The 17910-nt window shown below is 71.1% G+C and carries 14 protein-coding genes; 11 read left to right on the top strand and 3 right to left on the bottom strand.

All coding sequences use genetic code 11. The annotated features are described in order from the left end of the window. The coding region (locus C1I97_RS13330; RefSeq protein WP_111003427.1) for an SACE_7040 family transcriptional regulator at nucleotides 1–578 on the bottom strand (578 nt) is incomplete at its 3' end. An 85-nt stretch (nucleotides 579–663) separates the two neighbouring features. Between C1I97_RS13330 and C1I97_RS13325 the strand changes: the two genes are divergently transcribed. The 9 genes from C1I97_RS13325 to C1I97_RS13285 all read left to right on the top strand — a co-directional run bounded on the left by C1I97_RS13325 (nucleotide 664) and on the right by C1I97_RS13285 (nucleotide 12771). Next, complete coding sequence (locus tag C1I97_RS13325; RefSeq protein ID WP_111003426.1) at nucleotides 664–2280, top strand: carboxyl transferase domain-containing protein; 1617 nt, start codon at nucleotides 664–666, stop codon at nucleotides 2278–2280. Nucleotides 2281–2296: 16 nt separating this feature from the next. Further along, complete coding sequence (locus C1I97_RS13320) at nucleotides 2297–4327, top strand: acetyl/propionyl/methylcrotonyl-CoA carboxylase subunit alpha (protein WP_111003425.1); 2031 nt, start codon at nucleotides 2297–2299, stop codon at nucleotides 4325–4327. Beyond that, entirely contained in the window at nucleotides 4324–5274 is a 951-nt protein-coding gene (locus C1I97_RS13315) for a hydroxymethylglutaryl-CoA lyase (RefSeq protein WP_111003424.1), read from the top strand. Before C1I97_RS13320 ends, C1I97_RS13315 begins: the two co-directional genes overlap by 4 nt. 6 nt (nucleotides 5275–5280) lie before the next feature. Then, the gene (locus C1I97_RS13310) at nucleotides 5281–6441 is read left to right on the top strand and encodes an acyl-CoA dehydrogenase family protein (protein WP_111003423.1); all 1161 of its coding nucleotides are present in this window, start codon (nucleotides 5281–5283) and stop codon (nucleotides 6439–6441) included. A gap of 115 nt (nucleotides 6442–6556) precedes the next feature. Beyond that, nucleotides 6557–7606 (top strand): ABC transporter substrate-binding protein, encoded by a 1050-nt coding sequence (locus C1I97_RS13305; RefSeq protein WP_111003422.1) that lies wholly within the window; start codon nucleotides 6557–6559, stop codon nucleotides 7604–7606. A 165-nt stretch (nucleotides 7607–7771) separates the two neighbouring features. Next, entirely contained in the window at nucleotides 7772–9214 is a 1443-nt protein-coding gene (locus tag C1I97_RS13300) for a pyridoxal phosphate-dependent decarboxylase family protein (RefSeq protein ID WP_111003421.1), read from the top strand. Continuing rightward, the gene (locus tag C1I97_RS13295) at nucleotides 9198–10481 is read left to right on the top strand and encodes a lysine N(6)-hydroxylase/L-ornithine N(5)-oxygenase family protein (RefSeq protein ID WP_181446710.1); all 1284 of its coding nucleotides are present in this window, start codon (nucleotides 9198–9200) and stop codon (nucleotides 10479–10481) included. Before C1I97_RS13300 ends, C1I97_RS13295 begins: the two co-directional genes overlap by 17 nt. After that, nucleotides 10478–11005: a GNAT family N-acetyltransferase gene (locus C1I97_RS13290; RefSeq protein ID WP_111003419.1), complete on the top strand. Its 528-nt coding sequence runs from the start codon at nucleotides 10478–10480 to the stop codon at nucleotides 11003–11005. Before C1I97_RS13295 ends, C1I97_RS13290 begins: the two co-directional genes overlap by 4 nt. Beyond that, nucleotides 11002–12771 (top strand): IucA/IucC family protein, encoded by a 1770-nt coding sequence (locus tag C1I97_RS13285; RefSeq protein ID WP_111003418.1) that lies wholly within the window; start codon nucleotides 11002–11004, stop codon nucleotides 12769–12771. The genes C1I97_RS13290 and C1I97_RS13285 overlap by 4 nt, the downstream gene beginning before the upstream one ends. A 99-nt stretch (nucleotides 12772–12870) precedes the next feature. Here the strand turns inward: C1I97_RS13285 and C1I97_RS13280 are convergent, their stop codons facing one another. Continuing rightward, complete coding sequence (locus tag C1I97_RS13280; RefSeq protein WP_441349111.1) at nucleotides 12871–14544, bottom strand: beta-N-acetylhexosaminidase; 1674 nt, start codon at nucleotides 14542–14544, stop codon at nucleotides 12871–12873. Nucleotides 14545–14766: 222 nt separating this feature from the next. Between C1I97_RS13280 and C1I97_RS13275 the strand changes: the two genes are divergently transcribed. Continuing rightward, a complete protein-coding gene (locus C1I97_RS13275; protein ID WP_111003416.1) occupies nucleotides 14767–15024 on the top strand; it encodes a hypothetical protein in 258 nt (85 codons plus the stop codon). A 14-nt stretch (nucleotides 15025–15038) separates the two neighbouring features. After that, nucleotides 15039–16856, top strand: coding sequence for a glutamine--fructose-6-phosphate transaminase (isomerizing) (gene glmS / locus C1I97_RS13270; RefSeq protein WP_111003415.1), 1818 nt, complete (start codon nucleotides 15039–15041; stop codon nucleotides 16854–16856). A gap of 139 nt (nucleotides 16857–16995) precedes the next feature. On the opposite strand, the gene C1I97_RS13265 is transcribed toward glmS, so the two are convergent. Further along, entirely contained in the window at nucleotides 16996–17523 is a 528-nt protein-coding gene (locus C1I97_RS13265; RefSeq protein WP_111003414.1) for a universal stress protein, read from the bottom strand. Between the last annotated feature and the right edge of the window lie 387 nt (nucleotides 17524–17910).

The raw sequence follows: 17910 nt of genomic DNA, 5'->3' as shown, positions 1-17910 counted from the left end.
CGGGCCATCCGGTGCAGCAGCTCCGCCGTGGCGCCCCGCCCCGGCAGCGAGCCGGCCCGCCCCAGGTGGGGGGTCGAGTTCAGCAGTCCGAACACCGAGTGGACGGCCGACCGCGCGGCCGGCTCCGAAAGCTCCGGATGCACCCGCCGGACCACCTCCACCCACAACTCCACGTACTGCCGCTGGAGCTGCCGCACCAGCTTCCGGTCACTGTCCCGCAGGCGGTCCAGCTCCCGGTCGTGCAGGGTGATGAGCGGACGGTCGTCGAGCGCGAAGTCGATGTGCCCCTCGATGAGGGAGTCGAGCACGGCCTCCGGACCGTCCGGACCGGCACCCCCGTCCGCCTCCGCCAGCCGCCGCTTCGCCCCCGTCAGCAACTGTCCGCTGATGCCGACCAGCAGCTCCGCGAGCATCGCGTCCTTGCCCGCGAAGTGCCGGTAGAGCCCCGGTCCGCTGATGCCCACCGCGGCGCCTATCTCGTCGACGCCGACGCCGTGGAAGCCGCGCTCGGCGAAGAGCCGCGCGGCCTCCTTGAGGATCTGCTCGCGTCGGGTGGGGGCGTCGGTTCGCGTGGTCATGAAAACAATTCTAGACAGCGAGGTTAGCGGTCGTTAACCTGGAGGGAATGCGTTAACGGTCATTAACACGTAAGGGGACCGCAGGATGCATCAGGCACCGGAGCTGACGAGCGCGGCCGACCCCGCGTCGGAGGCCTGGCGGGCCAACGAGGAGGCTCACCGCGCGCTCGCCGAGGAGCTGCGCGGCAAGCTCGCCGCCGCCCGGCTCGGCGGCGGCGAGAGGGCGAGGGCGCGGCACACCGCGCGCGGAAAGCTGCTGCCGCGCGACCGCGTGGACACGCTGCTCGACCCCGGCTCGCCCTTCCTGGAGCTGGCGCCGCTGGCCGCCGACGGGATGTACGACGGGCAGGCCCCGGCCGCCGGGGTCATCGCCGGGATCGGCAGGGTCGGCGGACGCGAGTGCGTGATCGTCGCCAACGACGCCACCGTCAAGGGTGGGACGTACTACCCGATGACGGTGAAGAAGCACCTGCGCGCGCAGGAGGTGGCCCTGGAGAACCGCCTCCCGTGCCTGTACCTGGTCGACTCCGGCGGCGCCTTCCTGCCCCTGCAGGACGAGGTCTTCCCCGACCGTGAGCACTTCGGCCGGATCTTCTACAACCAGGCCCGCATGTCCGGCGCCGGCATCCCGCAGATCGCGGCGGTCCTCGGCTCCTGCACGGCCGGCGGGGCGTACGTCCCGGCGATGAGCGACGAGGCCGTGATCGTCCGCAACCAGGGCACGATCTTCCTGGGCGGGCCCCCGCTGGTGAAGGCGGCCACCGGCGAGGTCGTCACCGCCGAGGAGCTGGGCGGCGGCGAGGTGCACTCCCGCGTCTCCGGCGTCACCGACCACCTCGCGGAGGACGACGCCCACGCCCTGCGGATCGTCCGCACCATCGTCTCCACCCTCCCCGCGCGCGGGAAGCTGCCCTGGGAGGTCACCGAGGCCGTCGAGCCGAAGGTCGACCCCGCCGGGCTCTACGGCGCCGTCCCGGCCGACCCCCGCACCCCCTACGACGTCCGCGAGATCATCGCGCGCGTGGTGGACGGCTCCCGCTTCGCCGAGTTCAAGGCCGAGTTCGGGCAGACCCTGGTCACCGGCTTCGCCCGGATCCACGGCCACCCGGTCGGGATCGTCGCCAACAACGGCATCCTGTTCTCCGAGTCCGCCCAGAAGGGCGCCCACTTCATCGAGCTGTGCGACCAGCGCGGCATCCCGCTGCTGTTCCTGCAGAACATCTCCGGCTTCATGGTGGGCAGGGACTACGAGGCGGGCGGCATCGCCAAGCACGGCGCCAAGATGGTCACGGCCGTCGCCTGCACACGCGTGCCCAAGCTGACGGTGGTCGTCGGCGGGTCGTACGGCGCGGGGAACTACTCCATGTGCGGCAGGGCGTACTCCCCGCGCTTCCTGTGGATGTGGCCGAACGCCAAGATCTCGGTCATGGGCGGCGAGCAGGCCGCCTCCGTCCTCGCCACCGTCAAGCGCGACCAGCTCGAGGCCCGTGGGGAGCAGTGGCCCGCCGAGGACGAGGAGTCCTTCAAGGCGCCCGTCCGCGCCCAGTACGAGCACCAGGGCAACGCCTACTACGCCACCGCCCGCCTCTGGGACGACGGCGTGATCGACCCGCTGGAAACCCGCCAGGTGCTGGGCCTGGCCCTGACCGCGTGTGCCAACGCTCCGCTGGGCGACCCCCAGTTCGGCGTCTTCCGGATGTGAGGGGGAGCTCGTAGAGATGTTCGAAACAGTTCTGGTGGCCAACCGCGGCGAGATCGCCGTCCGCGTCATCCGCACCCTGCGCGCGCTCGGCGTGCGCTCGGTGGCCGTCTTCTCCGACGCCGACGCGGACGCCCGGCACGTCCGGGAGGCCGACACGGCGGTACGGATCGGCCCGGCGCCCGCGGCCGAGAGCTACCTGTGCGTCGACCGGTTGCTGGAGGCCGCCGCCCGCACCGGCGCCCAGGCCGTCCACCCCGGGTACGGCTTCCTCGCGGAGAACGCCGGCTTCGCGCGCGCCTGCGAGGAGGCCGGGCTGGTCTTCATCGGCCCTCCCGCGGACGCGATCTCCCTCATGGGTGACAAGATCCGCGCCAAGGAGACGGTGAAGGCGGCCGGGGTGCCGGTGGTCCCCGGTTCCAGCGGCTCCGGGCTGACCGACGAGCAGCTCGCCGAGGCCGCCCGCGAGATCGGCATGCCGGTGCTGCTCAAACCCTCCGCCGGAGGCGGCGGCAAGGGCATGCGGCTGGTGCGGGACGCGGACCGGATCGCCGAGGAGATCGCCGCCGCCCGCCGCGAGGCCCGCGCCTCCTTCGGCGACGACACCCTCCTCGTCGAGCGCTGGATCGACCGGCCCCGGCACATCGAGATCCAGGTCCTGGCCGACGGCCACGGCAACGTCGTGCACCTCGGCGAGCGCGAGTGCTCACTCCAGCGCCGCCACCAGAAGATCATCGAGGAGGCGCCGAGCGTGCTCCTCGACGAGGAGACCCGGGCCGCGATGGGCGAGGCCGCGGTCCAGGCCGCCCGCTCCTGCGGCTACCGGGGCGCGGGCACGGTGGAGTTCATCGTGCCCGGCGGGGACCCGACCGCGTACTACTTCATGGAGATGAACACCCGCCTCCAGGTGGAGCACCCGGTCACCGAGCTGATCACGGGGCTGGACCTGGTGGAGTGGCAGCTGCGGGTGGCGGCGGGCGAGCCGCTGGCGTTCGCCCAGGAGGACATCCGGCTGACCGGTCACGCCGTCGAGGCCCGCCTGTGCGCGGAGGACCCGGCGCGCGGGTTCCTGCCCTCGGGCGGCACCGTGCTGCGGCTGCGCGAGCCGCAGGGGGACGGGGTGCGCACCGACTCCGGGCTGAGCGAGGGCACGGAGGTCGGCAGCCTGTACGACCCGATGCTGTCCAAGGTGATCGCCTACGGCCCGGACCGCGCCACCGCGCTCAGGAAACTCCGTGCGGCCCTGACCCGCACGGTCACGCTGGGCGTGCAGACCAACGCCGGGTTCCTGCGCCGGCTGCTGGCCCACCCGGCCGTGGTGGCGGGCGAGCTGGACACCGGGCTGGTGGAGCGGGTGGTCGACGAGCTGGTCGCCACGGACGTGCCGGAGGAGGTGTACACGGCGGCGGCGCTGCTGCGCCAGGCGGCGCTCGGCCCCGCTCGCGCGACCGGCTGGGTGGACCCGTTCTCCGTCGCGGACGGCTGGCGCCTGGGCGGCGAGTCGGCCTGGACGGTCCACCCTCTGCGCGTGCCGGGGCACGAACCGGTCACCGTGCGCGTGCGCAGCATGCCGGACGGCGGGATCGAGGTGCTGCCGGATGGGGCCGACAGGCCTCGTCGGGGGTCCGGGGGCCTGCCCCCGCGAGCCGGGGACGACGGCCGGTTCACCTTCCGGCTCGACGGTGTCGTGCACACCTTCGCCGCCCTGCCGGACGGCACCTGGCTGGGCCGCGACGGCGACGCCTGGCACGTGCGCGACCACGACCCGGTGGCCGCCTCCCTCAACCGCGCGTCCCACTCCGGCGCCGACTCCCTCACCGCCCCCATGCCGGGCACGGTCACGGTGGTGAAGGTCGCCGTCGGCGACGAGGTGGCCGCGGGCCAGAGCCTGCTGGTGGTCGAGGCGATGAAGATGGAGCACGTCATCTCCGCCCCGCACGCCGGCACCGTCACCGAACTGGACGTCGCGCCGGGCACGACGGTCGCCATGGACCAGGTGCTGGCGGTCATCGCGCCCGCGGAGACCGCACCGGAGGAGGAGACGGAATGAGCACTCCCGCACTCGGCCTGCCCATGGTCGTCCCGGCCCCCGACCTGCCCGCCCGGGTCAGGATCCACGAGGTCGGCCCGCGCGACGGACTGCAGAACGAGAAGGCGACCGTGCCGACCGAGGTCAAGGCGGAGTTCATCCGCCGCCTCGCCGACGCGGGCCTGAGGACGGTCGAGGCCACCAGCTTCGTCCACCCGAAATGGGTGCCCCAACTGACCGACGCGGAAGCGCTGTTCCCGCAGGTCAAGGATCTGGAAGGGGTGCGTCTGCCGGTCCTGGTGCCCAACATGCGCGGCCTGGAGCGCGCGCTCGCCCTCGGAGGGGACCGCATCGCCGTGTTCGCCAGCGCCACCGAGTCCTTCGCCAAGGCCAACCTCAACCGCACGGTGGCGGAGTCCCTCGCGGTGTTCGAGCCCGTGGTGGCCCGTGCGAAGGACGAGGGCGCCCACGTCCGCGGCTATGTCTCCATGTGCTTCGGCGACCCCTGGGAGGGCGCCGTCCCCCTCCACCAGGTCGTCGACGTGTGCAGGGCGCTGCTGGACATGGGCTGCGACGAGCTGAGCCTCGGGGACACGATCGGTGTCGCGACCCCCGGTCACGTGCTGGAACTGCTGGCCGCGCTGGGCGAGCGGCACGTGCCGACCTCCGTGCTCGGCGTGCACTTCCACGACACCTACGGCCAGGCCCTCGCCAACACCCTGGCCGCGCTCCAGCACGGCGTCACCACCGTCGACGCCTCCGCGGGCGGCCTCGGCGGCTGCCCGTACGCCAAGTCCGCCACCGGCAACCTCGCCACCGAGGACCTGGTGTGGATGCTGCACGGCCTCGGCATCGACACCGGGATCGACCTCGGCCGCCTCGTCGCCACGAGCGAGTGGATGGCCGACCGGCTGGGCCGTCCCAGCCCTTCCCGTACCCTCCGTGCCCTCTCCCACAAGGAGCAGTGATCGTCGATGAACCACCGTCTGACCCCCGAGCTGGAGGAACTCCGCCGCACCGTCGAGGAGTTCGCGCACGACGTCGTGGCTCCCAAGATCGGCGACTTCTACGAGCGGCACGAGTTCCCGTACGAGATCGTCCGGGAGATGGGCCGGATGGGCCTGTTCGGGCTGCCGTTCCCGGAGGAGTACGGCGGCATGGGCGGCGACTACCTGGCCCTCGGCATCGCGCTGGAGGAGCTGGCCCGGGTGGACTCCTCGGTCGCCATCACCCTGGAGGCCGGTGTGTCGCTCGGCGCCATGCCGCTGCACCTGTTCGGCACCGAGGAGCAGAAGCGGCAGTGGCTGCCGAAGCTGTGCTCCGGCGAGATGCTGGGCGCCTTCGGTCTGACGGAGCCGGACGGCGGCTCGGACGCGGGGGCGACCCGTACGACGGCCCGCCTGGACGCGGACACGAACGAGTGGGTGATCAACGGCACCAAGTGCTTCATCACCAACTCGGGCACGGACATCACGGGCCTGGTGACGGTGACGGCGGTGACCGGCCGCAAGCCCGACGGCCGCCCGCTGATCTCCGCGATCATCGTCCCCTCGGGCACGCCCGGCTTCACGGTGGCGCCCGCCTACTCGAAGGTCGGCTGGAACGCCTCGGACACCCGTGAGCTGTCCTTCTCCGACGTCCGGGTGCCGGCGGCGAACCTGCTGGGCGAGGAGGGCCGCGGCTACGCGCAGTTCCTGCGGATCCTGGACGAGGGCCGCATCGCCATCGCGGCGCTGGCGACGGGGCTCGCGCAGGGCTGCGTGGACGAGTCGGTGAAGTACGCCAAGGAGCGCCACGCGTTCGGCAGGCCGATCGGCTCCAACCAGGCCATCCAGTTCAAGATCGCCGACATGGAGATGAAGGCCCACACGGCCCGCCTCGCCTGGCGCGACGCGGCCTACCGGCTGGTCGCGGGCGAACCCTTCAAGAAGGAGGCGGCCCTCGCGAAGCTCTACTCCTCCACGGTCGCCGTCGACAACGCCCGTGACGCCACCCAGGTCCACGGCGGCTACGGCTTCATGAACGAGTACCCGGTCGCCCGGATGTGGCGCGACTCCAAGATCCTGGAGATCGGCGAGGGCACGAGCGAGGTGCAGCGGATGCTGATCGCGAGGGAGCTGGGCCTGACGGGCTGACGCCTTCCGGGCGCGGGCGCGGCGCCCCACCCCCTGGACAGCGACTTAGGTTAGGCTAACCTACCTTTGAACCTGTCCGGCGGGCGCCCCGCCCCGTTCGAAAGCAGTCACACCCATGCCCAACGCCCGTGCCACCACCCTCTCCCGCCGCGGCATCCTCGCCGCGGGCGGCGCCCTCGGCCTCGGCGCCGTGCTCGCAGCCTGCGGCGGCGAGGACGCGAAAAGCGGTGGGACGGGCGGCGGAACGGCCGCCGCCAAGACCGGCCCCTGGTCCTTCGAGGACGACCGGGGACAGTCCGTCAAGGCCGGCAGAGTCCCCTCGCGCATCGTGGCCTTCGTCGGCGTGGCCGCCGCGCTGTACGACTACGGCGTCCGGGTCGAGGGCGTCTTCGGCCCGACGACGACCAAGGACGGCAAGGCCGACGTCCAGGCCGGCGACATGGACGTCAGCAAGGTGACGGTCCTCGGCAACGCGTGGGGCCAGTTCAACATCGAGAAGTACGCGGCCCTCGCCCCCGACGCCCTGATCTCGACGATGTTCGACGACGCCGGCACCCTCTGGTACGTCCCGGAGGAGTCGAAGAAGAAGATCCTCGCCGTCGGCGCCCCCACCGTCGGCATCTCCGTCTACGACCGGCAGCTGACCGAGCCGCTGGAGCGCATGCTGGCGCTCGCGAAGTCCCTCGGCGCGGACGCCACCACCGACAAGGTCAGGCAGGCGAAGAAGCGTTTCGAAGAAGCGGCCGCCCGGCTGCGCGCCGCCGCCAGGGCCAAGCCGGACATCAAGGTGATGGCGGGGTCGGCCGGCCAGGACCTGTTCTACGTCTCCGGCAGCGACCTCTCGGTCGACCTGGAGTACTTCAAGGCCCTCGGCGTGAACCTCGTCGAGCCCCCGGAGAGCGCCAAGAAGCAGGGCGGCGGCTGGTTCGAGTCGCTGAGCTGGGAGAACGCCGACAAGTACGCGGCGGACGTCATCATGATGGACAACCGCACCTCGGCCATCCAGCCCGCCGACATCACCCAGGCCACCTGGAAGAAGCTCCCCGCCGTCAAGGCCGGCCAGGTCGTCCCGCGCACCGCCGAGCCGATCCTGTCCTACGACAAGTGCGCCCCGCTCCTGGAGGACCTGGCGAAGGCCATCGAGACGGCCAGGAAGGTGAGCTGACCCCTCACGGGGAGGGCCGGCTCGGCGCGGTGGAGTGACACCGGCCGGAGGAGGGGCGGCGTTTCACCGAAGCTCAACTTAGGTTAGGCTAACTTAAGTTGATGTCGCGCGGCTCCGCCCCTCATCGCGTCCCCACGGACGTCCCCACCCACCGGAGGTCCCCCCATGCGCTCACACCTGCTCAATGACCTCACCGCGGAGCACTACCGACGCTCCGTGAAAGAAGGAGTGGAGCGGGTGGCTGCCAGGCTCGCCGCCACCGACCGCCCGTTCACCGGGATCACGGCCGACGCCCTCGCCCCCCGCATCGAGCGGATCGACCTCGACCGGCCGCTGGGCGACACCACCGCGGCCCTCGACGAGCTGGAGGAGGTCTACCTGCGGGACGCGGTCTACTTCCACCACCCCCGCTACGTCGCCCACCTCAACTGCCCGGTCGTCATCCCCGCGGTGCTCGGCGAGGCCGTCCTGTCCGCCGTCAACTCCTCGCTGGACACCTGGGACCAGTCGGCCGGCGGCACCCTGATCGAGCGCAGGCTCATCGACTGGACGGCCGCCCGCGCCGGCCTCGGCCCCGCCGCCGACGGCGTGTTCACCTCCGGCGGCACCCAGTCCAACCTCCAGGCGCTGCTGCTCGCCCGTGAGGAGGCCAAGACGGACGACCTCGCGAGGCTGCGGATCCTCACGTCCGAGATCAGCCACTTCAGCGTGCGGAAGTCGGCGAAACTGCTGGGTCTGGGCCCCGAGTCGGTGGTCCCCGTGCCCGTCGACCACGACCAGCGGATGCGGACGGTCGCACTCGCCCGTGAACTGGAGCGCTGCCGCCGCGACGGCCTGGTCCCGATGGCCGTGGTCGCCACCGCCGGCACCACCGACTTCGGCTCCATCGACCCGCTGCCCGAGATCGCCGAGCTGTGCGCGCGGTACGGCACCTGGCTGCACGTCGACGCGGCCTACGGCTGCGGCCTGCTGGTCTCCCCCACCCGCCGCCACCTGCTCGCCGGCATCGAACACGCCGACTCGGTCACCGTCGACTACCACAAATCCTTCTTCCAGCCGGTCAGTTCGTCCGCCGTGCTGGTCCGGGACGCCGCCACCCTGCGGCACGCCACCTACCACGCGGACTACCTCAACCCGCGCCGCGCGGCGACCGAGCGCATCCCCAACCAGGTCGACAAGTCCCTGCAGACCACCCGCCGCTTCGACGCCCTCAAACTGTGGATGACACTGCGCGTGATGGGCGCCGACGGGATCGGCCGGCTCTTCGACGAGGTGTGCGACCTGGCGGCCGAGGGCTTCCGGCTGCTCGCCGCCGACCCGCGCTACGACGTGGTGGCCGAACCGGCCCTGTCCACCCTGGTCTTCCGCTACGTCCCGGCCGCCGTCACCGACCCGGCCGAGACCGACCGTGCCAACCTCCACGCCCGCAAGGCCCTGTTCGCCTCCGGCGACGCCGTGGTCGCGGGCACCACGGTCGCCGGCCGCCACTACCTGAAGTTCACCCTGCTCAACCCCGAGACGAAGCCGGACGACCTCGCCGCCGTCCTCGACCTGATCGCCGGCCACGCCGAGCAGTACCTGGGAGAGTCCCTTGACCGTGCGTCCTGAAGTCCCCACCTCCCCTTACGACTTCGTGGGGATCGGGCTCGGCCCCTTCAACCTCGGCCTCGCCTGCCTCACCGAGCCGATCACCGGACTCGACGGGGTCTTCCTGGAGTCCAGGCCCGGCTTCGAGTGGCACTCGGGGATGTTCCTCGACGGCGCCCATCTGCAGACCCCGTTCCTGTCGGACCTGGTGACCCTGGCCGACCCGACGTCCCCGTACTCCTTCCTCAACTACCTGAAGGAGAAGGGCCGTCTGTACTCGTTCTACATCCGCGAGAACTTCTACCCCCTCCGGGTCGAGTACGACGACTACTGCCGCTGGGCGGCGGCCGGGCTGAGCAGCGTCCGCTTCGGCACGACCGTGACCGAGGTGACGTACGACGAGACGGACGAGCTGTACGCCGTACGGACGCACACCGGGGCGACCTACCGCGCCCGCAGGCTGGTCCTCGGCACCGGCACCCCGCCGCACCTCCCGGACGCCTGCCGCGGCCTGGGCGGCGACTTCGTCCACACCTCCCGCTACCGGGAGCACAGGGCACGGCTCCAGCGCAAGGAGTCGATCACCCTGGTCGGCAGCGGCCAGTCCGCCGCCGAGATCTACCACGACCTGCTCGGCGGGATCGACGTCCACGGCTACCGGCTGAACTGGGTCACCCGCTCCCCGCGCTTCTTCCCGCTGGAGTACACCAAGCTCACCCTGGAGATGACCTCCCCGGAGTACATCGACTACTACCACGCGCTGCCGGAGCCGACCCGCTACCGCCTCACCGAACAACACAAGGGCCTGTTCAAGGGCATCGACGGCGACCTGATCAACGACATCTTCGACCTGCTCTACCGGAAGAACCTCGCCGGCCCGGTCCCCACCCGCCTGCTCACCAACTCCGCGCTCACCGAGGCGGCGTACGACGACGGCACGTACACCCTCACCTTCCGCCAGGAGGAGCAGGGCAAGGACTTCGAGCTGCGCAGCGAGGGCCTGATCCTGGCGACCGGCTACCGGTACGCCGAACCGGAGTTCCTGCGGCCGGTCCGCGACCGCCTGCGCTACGACTCCCACGGCAACTTCGACATCGCCCGCAACTACGCCGTCGACGTCACCGGCCGGGGCGTCTTCCTCCAGAACGCCGGCGTGCACACCCACAGCGTCACCAGCCCCGACCTGGGCATGGGCGCGTACCGCAACAGCTGCATCATCCGGGAGCTGCTCGGCACCGAGTACTACCCGGTCGAGAAGTCCATCGCATTCCAGGAGTTCGCGGTATGACGACCTTCACGATCCGTCCGCTCGACCCGCTGAAGGACGCCGAGCTGCTGCACGGCTGGGTCACGCACCCCAAGGCCGGGTTCTGGATGATGTGGGACGCGAGCCTGGAGGACGTCGAGCGCGCCTATGCCAAGATCGCCGCCGACGAGCACCACCACGCGTTCCTCGGCCTGCACGACGGGGAGCCCGCCTTCCTGATGGAGCGGTACGACCCCGCCCACCGGGAGCTGGCCGGGCTGTACGAGCCCGAGCCGGGCGACGTCGGCATGCACTTCCTGGTCGCACCCACCGACACACCCGTGCACGGGTTCACCCGGGCCGTGATCACCGCCGTGCTGACCCACCTCTTCGCGGACCCGGGGACGAGAAGGGTGGTGGTCGAACCCGACGTGCGCAACACGGCCGTACACGCCCTGAACGAAGCCATCGGCTTCGTACCGGAGCGGGAGATCCGGAAGCCGGAGAAGACGGCGCTGCTGAGCTTCTGCACCCGGGAGCGGTTCGAGAGGGCGGTGCGCGCATGACCCCCGCCGACGCCGTGGCCCACCTCTCCCCCGGGCACTGGGAGACCGCGGGCCGCCTGCTGATACGCAAGGCCCTCGCCGAGTTCGCCCACGAACGGCTGATCACGCCCGAGCGGGACGGCGGCCACTACGTCGTCCGCGGCGACGACGGCCTGACCCACTACCGCTTCACCGCCACCCGCCATGCCCTCGACCACTGGCAGGTGGACCCGGAGTCCCTCTCCCGCCACCGGGACGGCGACGAACTCCCTCTCGCCGCCCTGGACTTCTTCATCGAGCTGAAGCGGACCCTGGGCCTGAGCGACGAGATCCTGCCGGTCTACCTGGAGGAGATCTCCTCCACCCTCGCGAGCACCTGCTACAAGCTCACCAAGCCGCGGGTGACCTCCGCCGAGCTGGCGCGTCGCGGCTTCCAGGACATCGAGACCGGCATGACCGAGGGCCACCCCTGCTTCGTGGCCAACAACGGGCGGCTCGGCTTCGGCGTCCACGAGTACCTCTCCTACGCCCCCGAGACCGCGCGCCCCGTCCGGCTGGTGTGGCTGGCCGCGCACCGCTCACGGGCGGTGTTCACGGCGGGCGCCGGCATCGAGTACGAGTCCTTCCTGCGCCAGGAGCTGGGCGGGGCGACCGTCGAACGGTTCGGGAAGCGACTGCGCGAGCAGGGCCTGGACCCCGCCGACTACCTCCTCGTCCCCGTCCACCCCTGGCAGTGGTGGAACAAGCTCACCGTCACCTTCGCCGCCGAGATCGCCCGCCGCCACCTGGTCTGTCTGGGCGAGGGCGACGACGCGTACCTGGCCCAGCAGTCCATACGGACCTTCTTCAACGTCTCCCACCCGGAGAAGCACTACGTCAAGACCGCCCTCTCCGTCCTCAACATGGGCTTCATGCGCGGGCTGTCGGCCGCCTACATGGAGGCCACCCCGGCCATCAACGACTGGCTGGCCCGGCTGATCGACGACGACCCGGTGCTGAGGTCGACGGGCCTGACGGTCATCCGCGAGCGGGCGGCGGTCGGCTACCGCCACCTGGAGTACGAGGCGGCCACGGACCGCCACTCGCCGTACCGGAAGATGCTGGCCGCGCTCTGGCGGGAGAGCCCGGTGCCCTCGCTCCGGGAGGGCGAGTCCCTGGCCACCATGGCGTCCCTCCTCCACGTGGACCACGAGGGCGCGTCCTTCGCGGGCGCGCTGATCGAACGCTCCGGGCTGGCGCCCGCCCAGTGGCTGCGGCACTACCTGCGGGCCTACTTCACGCCTCTCCTGCACAGCTTCTACGCCTACGACCTGGTGTTCATGCCGCACGGCGAGAACGTGATCCTCGTCCTGGAGGACGGCGTGGTGCGGCGGGCGGTCTACAAGGACATCGCCGAGGAGATCGCGGTGCTGGACCCGGACGCCGCGCTGCCGCCCGAGGTGCGGCGGATCCGGGTGGAGGTCCCGAAGGACAAGAAGCTGCTGTCGATCCTCACGGACGTCTTCGACTGCTTCTTCCGCTTCCTGGCCGCACAGCTCGCCACCGAGCACATCCTGGCGGAGGACGACTTCTGGCGGACGGTCGCCGAGGTGGTCCGCGCGTACCAGCGGTCGGTGCCCGGACTGGCCGGGAAGTTCCGGCGGTACGACCTGTTCGCCCCCGAGTTCGCGCTGAGCTGCCTCAACCGGCTCCAGTTGCGCGACAACCAGCAGATGGTGGACCTGGCGGACCCGTCGGGCGCGCTGCAGCTGGCGGGGAACCTGAAGAACCCCCTCGCGGAGTTCTGACCCGGACGGACGGCCCCGGACGAGCGGTCCCGGACTGGCGGCCCCGGACGGACGGGCACCCCGGAGTACGGTCCTGCGGGGTGCCCGTCGGCACGTTCGCTACTGGGCGGGCCAGGGCACCTGCGGCGACCGGTGGTACCCGATCCCGAGCGCGTCCCAGCGCGGCGCCTGGGCCGCGAGCCGCACCTTGTAGGTGTCCCAGTCGTGCGTGGCCGCCGGCGACCAGCCCAGTTCGGCGACGCCGGGCAGCCGGGGGAAGGCCATGGTGTCGATGTGGGCGGAGGTGGACAGGGTCTCCGACCACAGCGGGGCCTCGACACCGCGTACGGCGGACGCGGGCACGCCCGGCAGGTGGCCGCCCGGGTCCCAGTCGTAGGACCGCTTCACCTCGACATAGCCGGCCCAGGCCAGCCCCAGCGGGGTGTCCTTGGTGTACTTCATGTCCAGGTACACCCGGTCGGCCGGGGACATGATCAGCCCGGTGCCGTTCTGTGCGGCCCGCGCGACCTGGGCCTTCTCCGCGGCGCTGGTGGAGTCCAGGCCCCAGTACTGGACGAGCGCGCCCTTGGCCGGGGTGGCGCCGGTCAGCTGGTGCCAGCCGATCACCGTCTTGCCGTACCGGGCGACGATCGGCTGCACCCGGTCCATGAACTTCACATAGTCGTCGTGGCTGGTGGAGTGCGCCTCGTCGCCGCCGATGTGCAGGTGGCGGCCGGGGGTGAGGGCGGCCAGCTCGCGGATCACGTCGTCCACGAAGTCGTACGTGATCTCCTTGTGCACGCACAGCGAGCTGAAGCCGACGTTGATGCCGGTGTAGAGCGGGGGTGCCACGCCGTCGCAGTTCAGCTCGGCGTAGGAGGCCAGGGCCGCGTTGGTGTGGCCGGGCATGTCGATCTCGGGGACGACCTCCAGATGGCGGGAGGCGGCGTAGCGGACGATCTCCTTGTAGTCGGCCTTGGTGTAGTAACCGCCCTGGCCGCCGCCGACCTGGGTGGAGCCGCCGTAGGTGGCCAGGCGCGGCCAGGAGTCGATGGCGATGCGCCAGCCCTGGTCGTCGCTGAGGTGCAGGTGCAGGGCGTTGTACTTGTACAGGGCGAGTTCGTCGATGTAGCGCTTGACCTGGGCGACGGTGAAGAAGTGCCGGGAGACGTCGAGCATGGCGCCGCGGTACGCGTAGCGCGGGCTGTCCTGGACGGTGCCGCCCGCGACCGGCCACGGCCCCGGCTGCACGGACTTCTTCTCGACGGCGGCGGGCAGCAGCTGGCGCAGGGTCTGCACGCCGTGGAAGAGCCCGGCCGGCTCCCGGGCGGTGATGGTCACGCCCTGGGCGCCGCTGTCGAGGCGGTAGCCCTCGGCGCCGAACGAGCCCTTGGCCAGCCGCAGCCGGATGCCTCCCTGACCGTGCGTGGTCACGGGCAGGCGGTAGCCGGTCGAGGGGCGCAGGAGGTCCGCGAGGTACGCGCCGACCTGGCGGGCCTCGCGGGAGTCGTCGACGCGGATGTGGGTGCCGGAGGTGATGCGGTACGCGGTCCTGCCGGCCGTCACGGAGGCGGGGGCGGGGACCACCTGGTCCAGGGGGCTCACGGCCCGCTGGGTCCCCGCGTGCCCGGCGGGCGCCGCGCCCACGGCGAAAGCCCCGGTCGCCGCCACCAGCAGCAGCGAACCCAGGGCTCGGGTCATTCGGGTCACATGGGTGGCACGGGTCGTACGGGTCGCACGGGTCGTACTGATCGCACGGATCGCAGGGGGAGTCGTTCTGTGGTGCCGTCTCACATGCGCTCCCTTCACACTCGGATGGGGCCGGGGCTCGGCGAGTCCCGGCCCGATGGTATGGACCACTCTCTCGCAGACGGGGTGAAGCAGTCTCCTCGTAGCGGAAATCATCCGGAAGAGCGACCTGCGGGCGGTGGGATTCACGCGCCATCAGGGTCGGATCCTGCCCGAAATCGGGCAGGATTCTTGCGCGAGCGGACTCCGTGCTCCAAAATCCTCGGGGTGCACGACGAACTTGTTGATCACCTAGCGCGGTCCACGCCCCTGAACCGGGGCGAGGCACTGCGGGTGGTCCAGGACGTGCTCGCCTACTTCGACGAGACGACCGAGGAGTTCGTCCGTCGCCGCCACCGCGAGTTGCAGGCCCAGGGCCTGGTGAACGCGGAGATCTTCGAACGGATCGAGGCGGAACTGAAGTACCGCGCGGTGGCGCCGCCGGAGCTCTCCCTCCGGCAGCTGCGGCGGATCGTCTACGGCTGAGGGATACCCCATATATGTGCGGAATCGTCGGATACATCGGGAAGCGTGACGTCGCCCCGCTGCTCCTGGAGGGCCTGCAGCGCCTGGAGTACCGCGGCTACGACTCGGCGGGCATCGTCGTCACCTCGCCGAAGGCACCGGGCCTGAGGATGGTCAAGGCCAAGGGCCGGGTCCGGGACCTGCAGGCGAAGGTCCCGACGCGCTTCAAGGGCACCACCGGCATCGCCCACACCCGCTGGGCCACCCACGGAGCCCCGTCCGACGTGAACGCCCACCCGCACATGTCGGCCGACAACAAGGTCGCCGTCGTGCACAACGGCATCATCGACAACGCCGCCGACCTGCGCCGCAAGCTGGAGGCGGACGGCGTGGAGTTCCTCTCCGAGACCGACACCGAGGTCCTCACCCACCTCGTCGCCCGCTCCGAGGCCGGGACGCTGGAGGAGAAGGTCCGCCAGGCCGTCCGCCTGGTCGAGGGCACCTACGGCATCGCCGTGCTGCACACCGACTTCCCCGACCGGATCGTGGTGGCCCGCAACGGCTCGCCGGTCGTGCTCGGCATCGGCGAGAAGGAGATGTTCGTCGCCTCCGACGTCGCCGCGCTGGTCACCCACACCCGGCAGATAGTCACCCTCGGCGACGGCGAGATGGCCACCCTCACGACCGACGACTTCCGCACGTACACCACCGAGGGCACCCGGACGACCGCCGAGCCGACCACCGTGGAGTGGGAGGCCGAGTCGTACGACATGGGCGGCCACGACACGTACATGCACAAGGAGATCCACGAGCAGGTCGAGGCCGTGGACCGGGTGCTGCGCGGCCGGATCGACGACCGGTTCGCCACCGTGCACCTCGGCGGCATCAACCTCGACATCCGCGAGGCGCGCGCGGTGCGCCGGGTGAAGATCCTGGGCTGCGGCACCTCGTACCACGCGGGCATGATCGGCGCCCAGATGATCGAGGAGCTGGCCCGCATCCCGGCCGACGCCGAGCCGGCCTCCGAGTTCCGGTACCGCAACGCGGTGGTGGACCCCGACACGCTGTACATCGCCGTCTCGCAGTCCGGCGAGACGTACGACGTGCTGGCGGCCGTGCAGGAGCTCAAGCGCAAGGGCGCGCGGGTGCTCGGCGTCGTCAACGTGGTCGGCTCCGCGATCGCCCGCGAGGCGGGCGGCGGCATCTACGTGCACGCCGGCCCCGAGGTGTGCGTGGTGTCCACCAAGTGCTTCACCAACACCTGCGTCGCCTTCGCGCTGCTGGCGCTGCACCTGGGCCGTATCCGCGACCTGTCGGTGCGCGACGGCAGGCGGATCATCGAGGGCCTGCGCAGGCTCCCGGCGCAGATCTCCGAGATCCTGAAGCAGGAGGAGGAGATCGAGGAGCTGGCCAAGCAGTACGCCGACGCCCGCTCGATGCTCTTCATCGGCCGTGTCCGGGGCTACCCGGTGGCCCGTGAGGCCTCCCTGAAGCTCAAGGAGATCTCCTACATCCACGCCGAGGCCTACCCGGCCTCCGAGCTCAAGCACGGCCCACTGGCCCTGATCGAGCCCGCCCTGCCGACGGTCGCGATCGTGCCGGACGACGACCTGCTGGAGAAGAACCGCGCGGCCATGGAGGAGATCAAGGCCCGCAGCGGCAGGATCCTCGCCGTCGCCCACCAGGAGCAGGAGAAGGCCGACCAGACGATCGTCGTCCCGAAGAACGAGGACGAGCTGGACCCGATCCTCATGGGCATCCCGCTCCAACTCCTCGCCTACCACACGGCATTGGCCCTGGGCCGCGACATCGACAAGCCGAGGAACCTCGCCAAGTCGGTGACGGTGGAGTAAGGCGCCCCTGAAAGGGGCGCGGGGCTGCACTCGACATGCGGCTCCGCCGCGCGGGCGCGAGAAACCACAAAGCACCCGCGCAGGCAGAACAAACAGAACGCCCCCTGCGTGCCCCATCACGCGGGGGGCGTCACCCCTTTCAGGGGATGACGACCACCGGCCGCCGCGCACGCTTGGCGAGCCGCCCGGCGACCGAGCCGAACAGCCGGCCGACGATCCCGTGCGTGGAGCCGACCACGATCGCGTCCGCCGCGTACTCCTTGCCGACCTCCTCGAGTTCGTGACAGATGTCGCCGCCGCGCTCGACCAGGATCCACGGCACCTCCGCGAGGTAGTCCGCGCAGGCGAGTTCGAGCCCGAGGACCTCGGTGCGGTGGTCCGGCACGTCGACGAAGACGGGCGGCTCGCAGCCGGCCCACACCGTGGTGGGCAGCCGGTTGGCGACGTGCACGATGATCAGCCCCGAGTGGGTGCGCCGCGCCATGCCGATCGCGTAGGCGAGGGCGCGCTCGCTGGAGGTGGAGCCGTCGAAGCCGACGACGACGCCGTGCCGGAACGCCGGATCACAGGGATGGCGTGACTCTTCGGCCGCCAGGGGGTCGGCCGCCGTGGGGTCGGCGACCGGTCGCTTGCGGTCCGCGGGTTCGAAGAATTCGTGACCGGCCATGGCTGTCTCGGCGATGTGATCCTTTGTCGGGGACGACAGTGTGCGGCGGAGCGGTGTCCGGGAATCGTCTTCCCGTCCCCATACCCCCAAGGGTACGGCGGCACGCCTCCTTAAGGCCCTGCAGTGTCCTGTGGAACCTGGACCGCCCCGCACACTCTCCGTGGCGATTCACCGGAGCATGCACGAGCGGACGCCCGTGACGCAATGGTTGCTGCCCCATACAGGCGGTTTGTGCATGATTCACTCACCGTCGGCCGTACACGTGCGGTACGAGTCCCCGCCCGGCACAGGGTGCCGCGGAGTGACCGGCCGGCCGGACGGGCGTTGAACCCGGAGAGCCGCCGCCACAGGGAGCACGCCGTGTCCGGACCCCGCACCGTCCCCGCC

The organism is Streptomyces sp. NTH33, assembly GCF_003236365.1.
GTDB lineage: Bacteria > Actinomycetota > Actinomycetes > Streptomycetales > Streptomycetaceae > Streptomyces.
The sequence above is the reverse complement of the archived record's forward strand: the minus strand, read 5'-3'. Positions and strand labels throughout refer to the sequence as shown.

Excerpts from the sequence above, each read along its gene's own strand:
- C1I97_RS13325 (WP_111003426.1), top strand. The coding sequence starts at position 664 with ATGCATCAGGCACCGGAGCTGACGAGCGCGGCCGACCCCGCGTCGGAG.
- C1I97_RS13320 (WP_111003425.1), top strand. The coding sequence starts at position 2,297 with ATGTTCGAAACAGTTCTGGTGGCCAACCGCGGCGAGATCGCCGTCCGC.
- C1I97_RS13315 (WP_111003424.1), top strand. The coding sequence starts at position 4,324 with ATGAGCACTCCCGCACTCGGCCTGCCCATGGTCGTCCCGGCCCCCGAC.
- C1I97_RS13310 (WP_111003423.1), top strand. The coding sequence starts at position 5,281 with ATGAACCACCGTCTGACCCCCGAGCTGGAGGAACTCCGCCGCACCGTC.
- C1I97_RS13305 (WP_111003422.1), top strand. The coding sequence starts at position 6,557 with ATGCCCAACGCCCGTGCCACCACCCTCTCCCGCCGCGGCATCCTCGCC.
- C1I97_RS13300 (WP_111003421.1), top strand. The coding sequence starts at position 7,772 with ATGCGCTCACACCTGCTCAATGACCTCACCGCGGAGCACTACCGACGC.
- C1I97_RS13290 (WP_111003419.1), top strand. The coding sequence starts at position 10,478 with ATGACGACCTTCACGATCCGTCCGCTCGACCCGCTGAAGGACGCCGAG.
- C1I97_RS13285 (WP_111003418.1), top strand. The coding sequence starts at position 11,002 with ATGACCCCCGCCGACGCCGTGGCCCACCTCTCCCCCGGGCACTGGGAG.
- glmS (WP_111003415.1), top strand. The coding sequence starts at position 15,039 with ATGTGCGGAATCGTCGGATACATCGGGAAGCGTGACGTCGCCCCGCTG.
- C1I97_RS13265 (WP_111003414.1), bottom strand. The coding sequence starts at position 17,523 with ATGGCCGGTCACGAATTCTTCGAACCCGCGGACCGCAAGCGACCGGTC.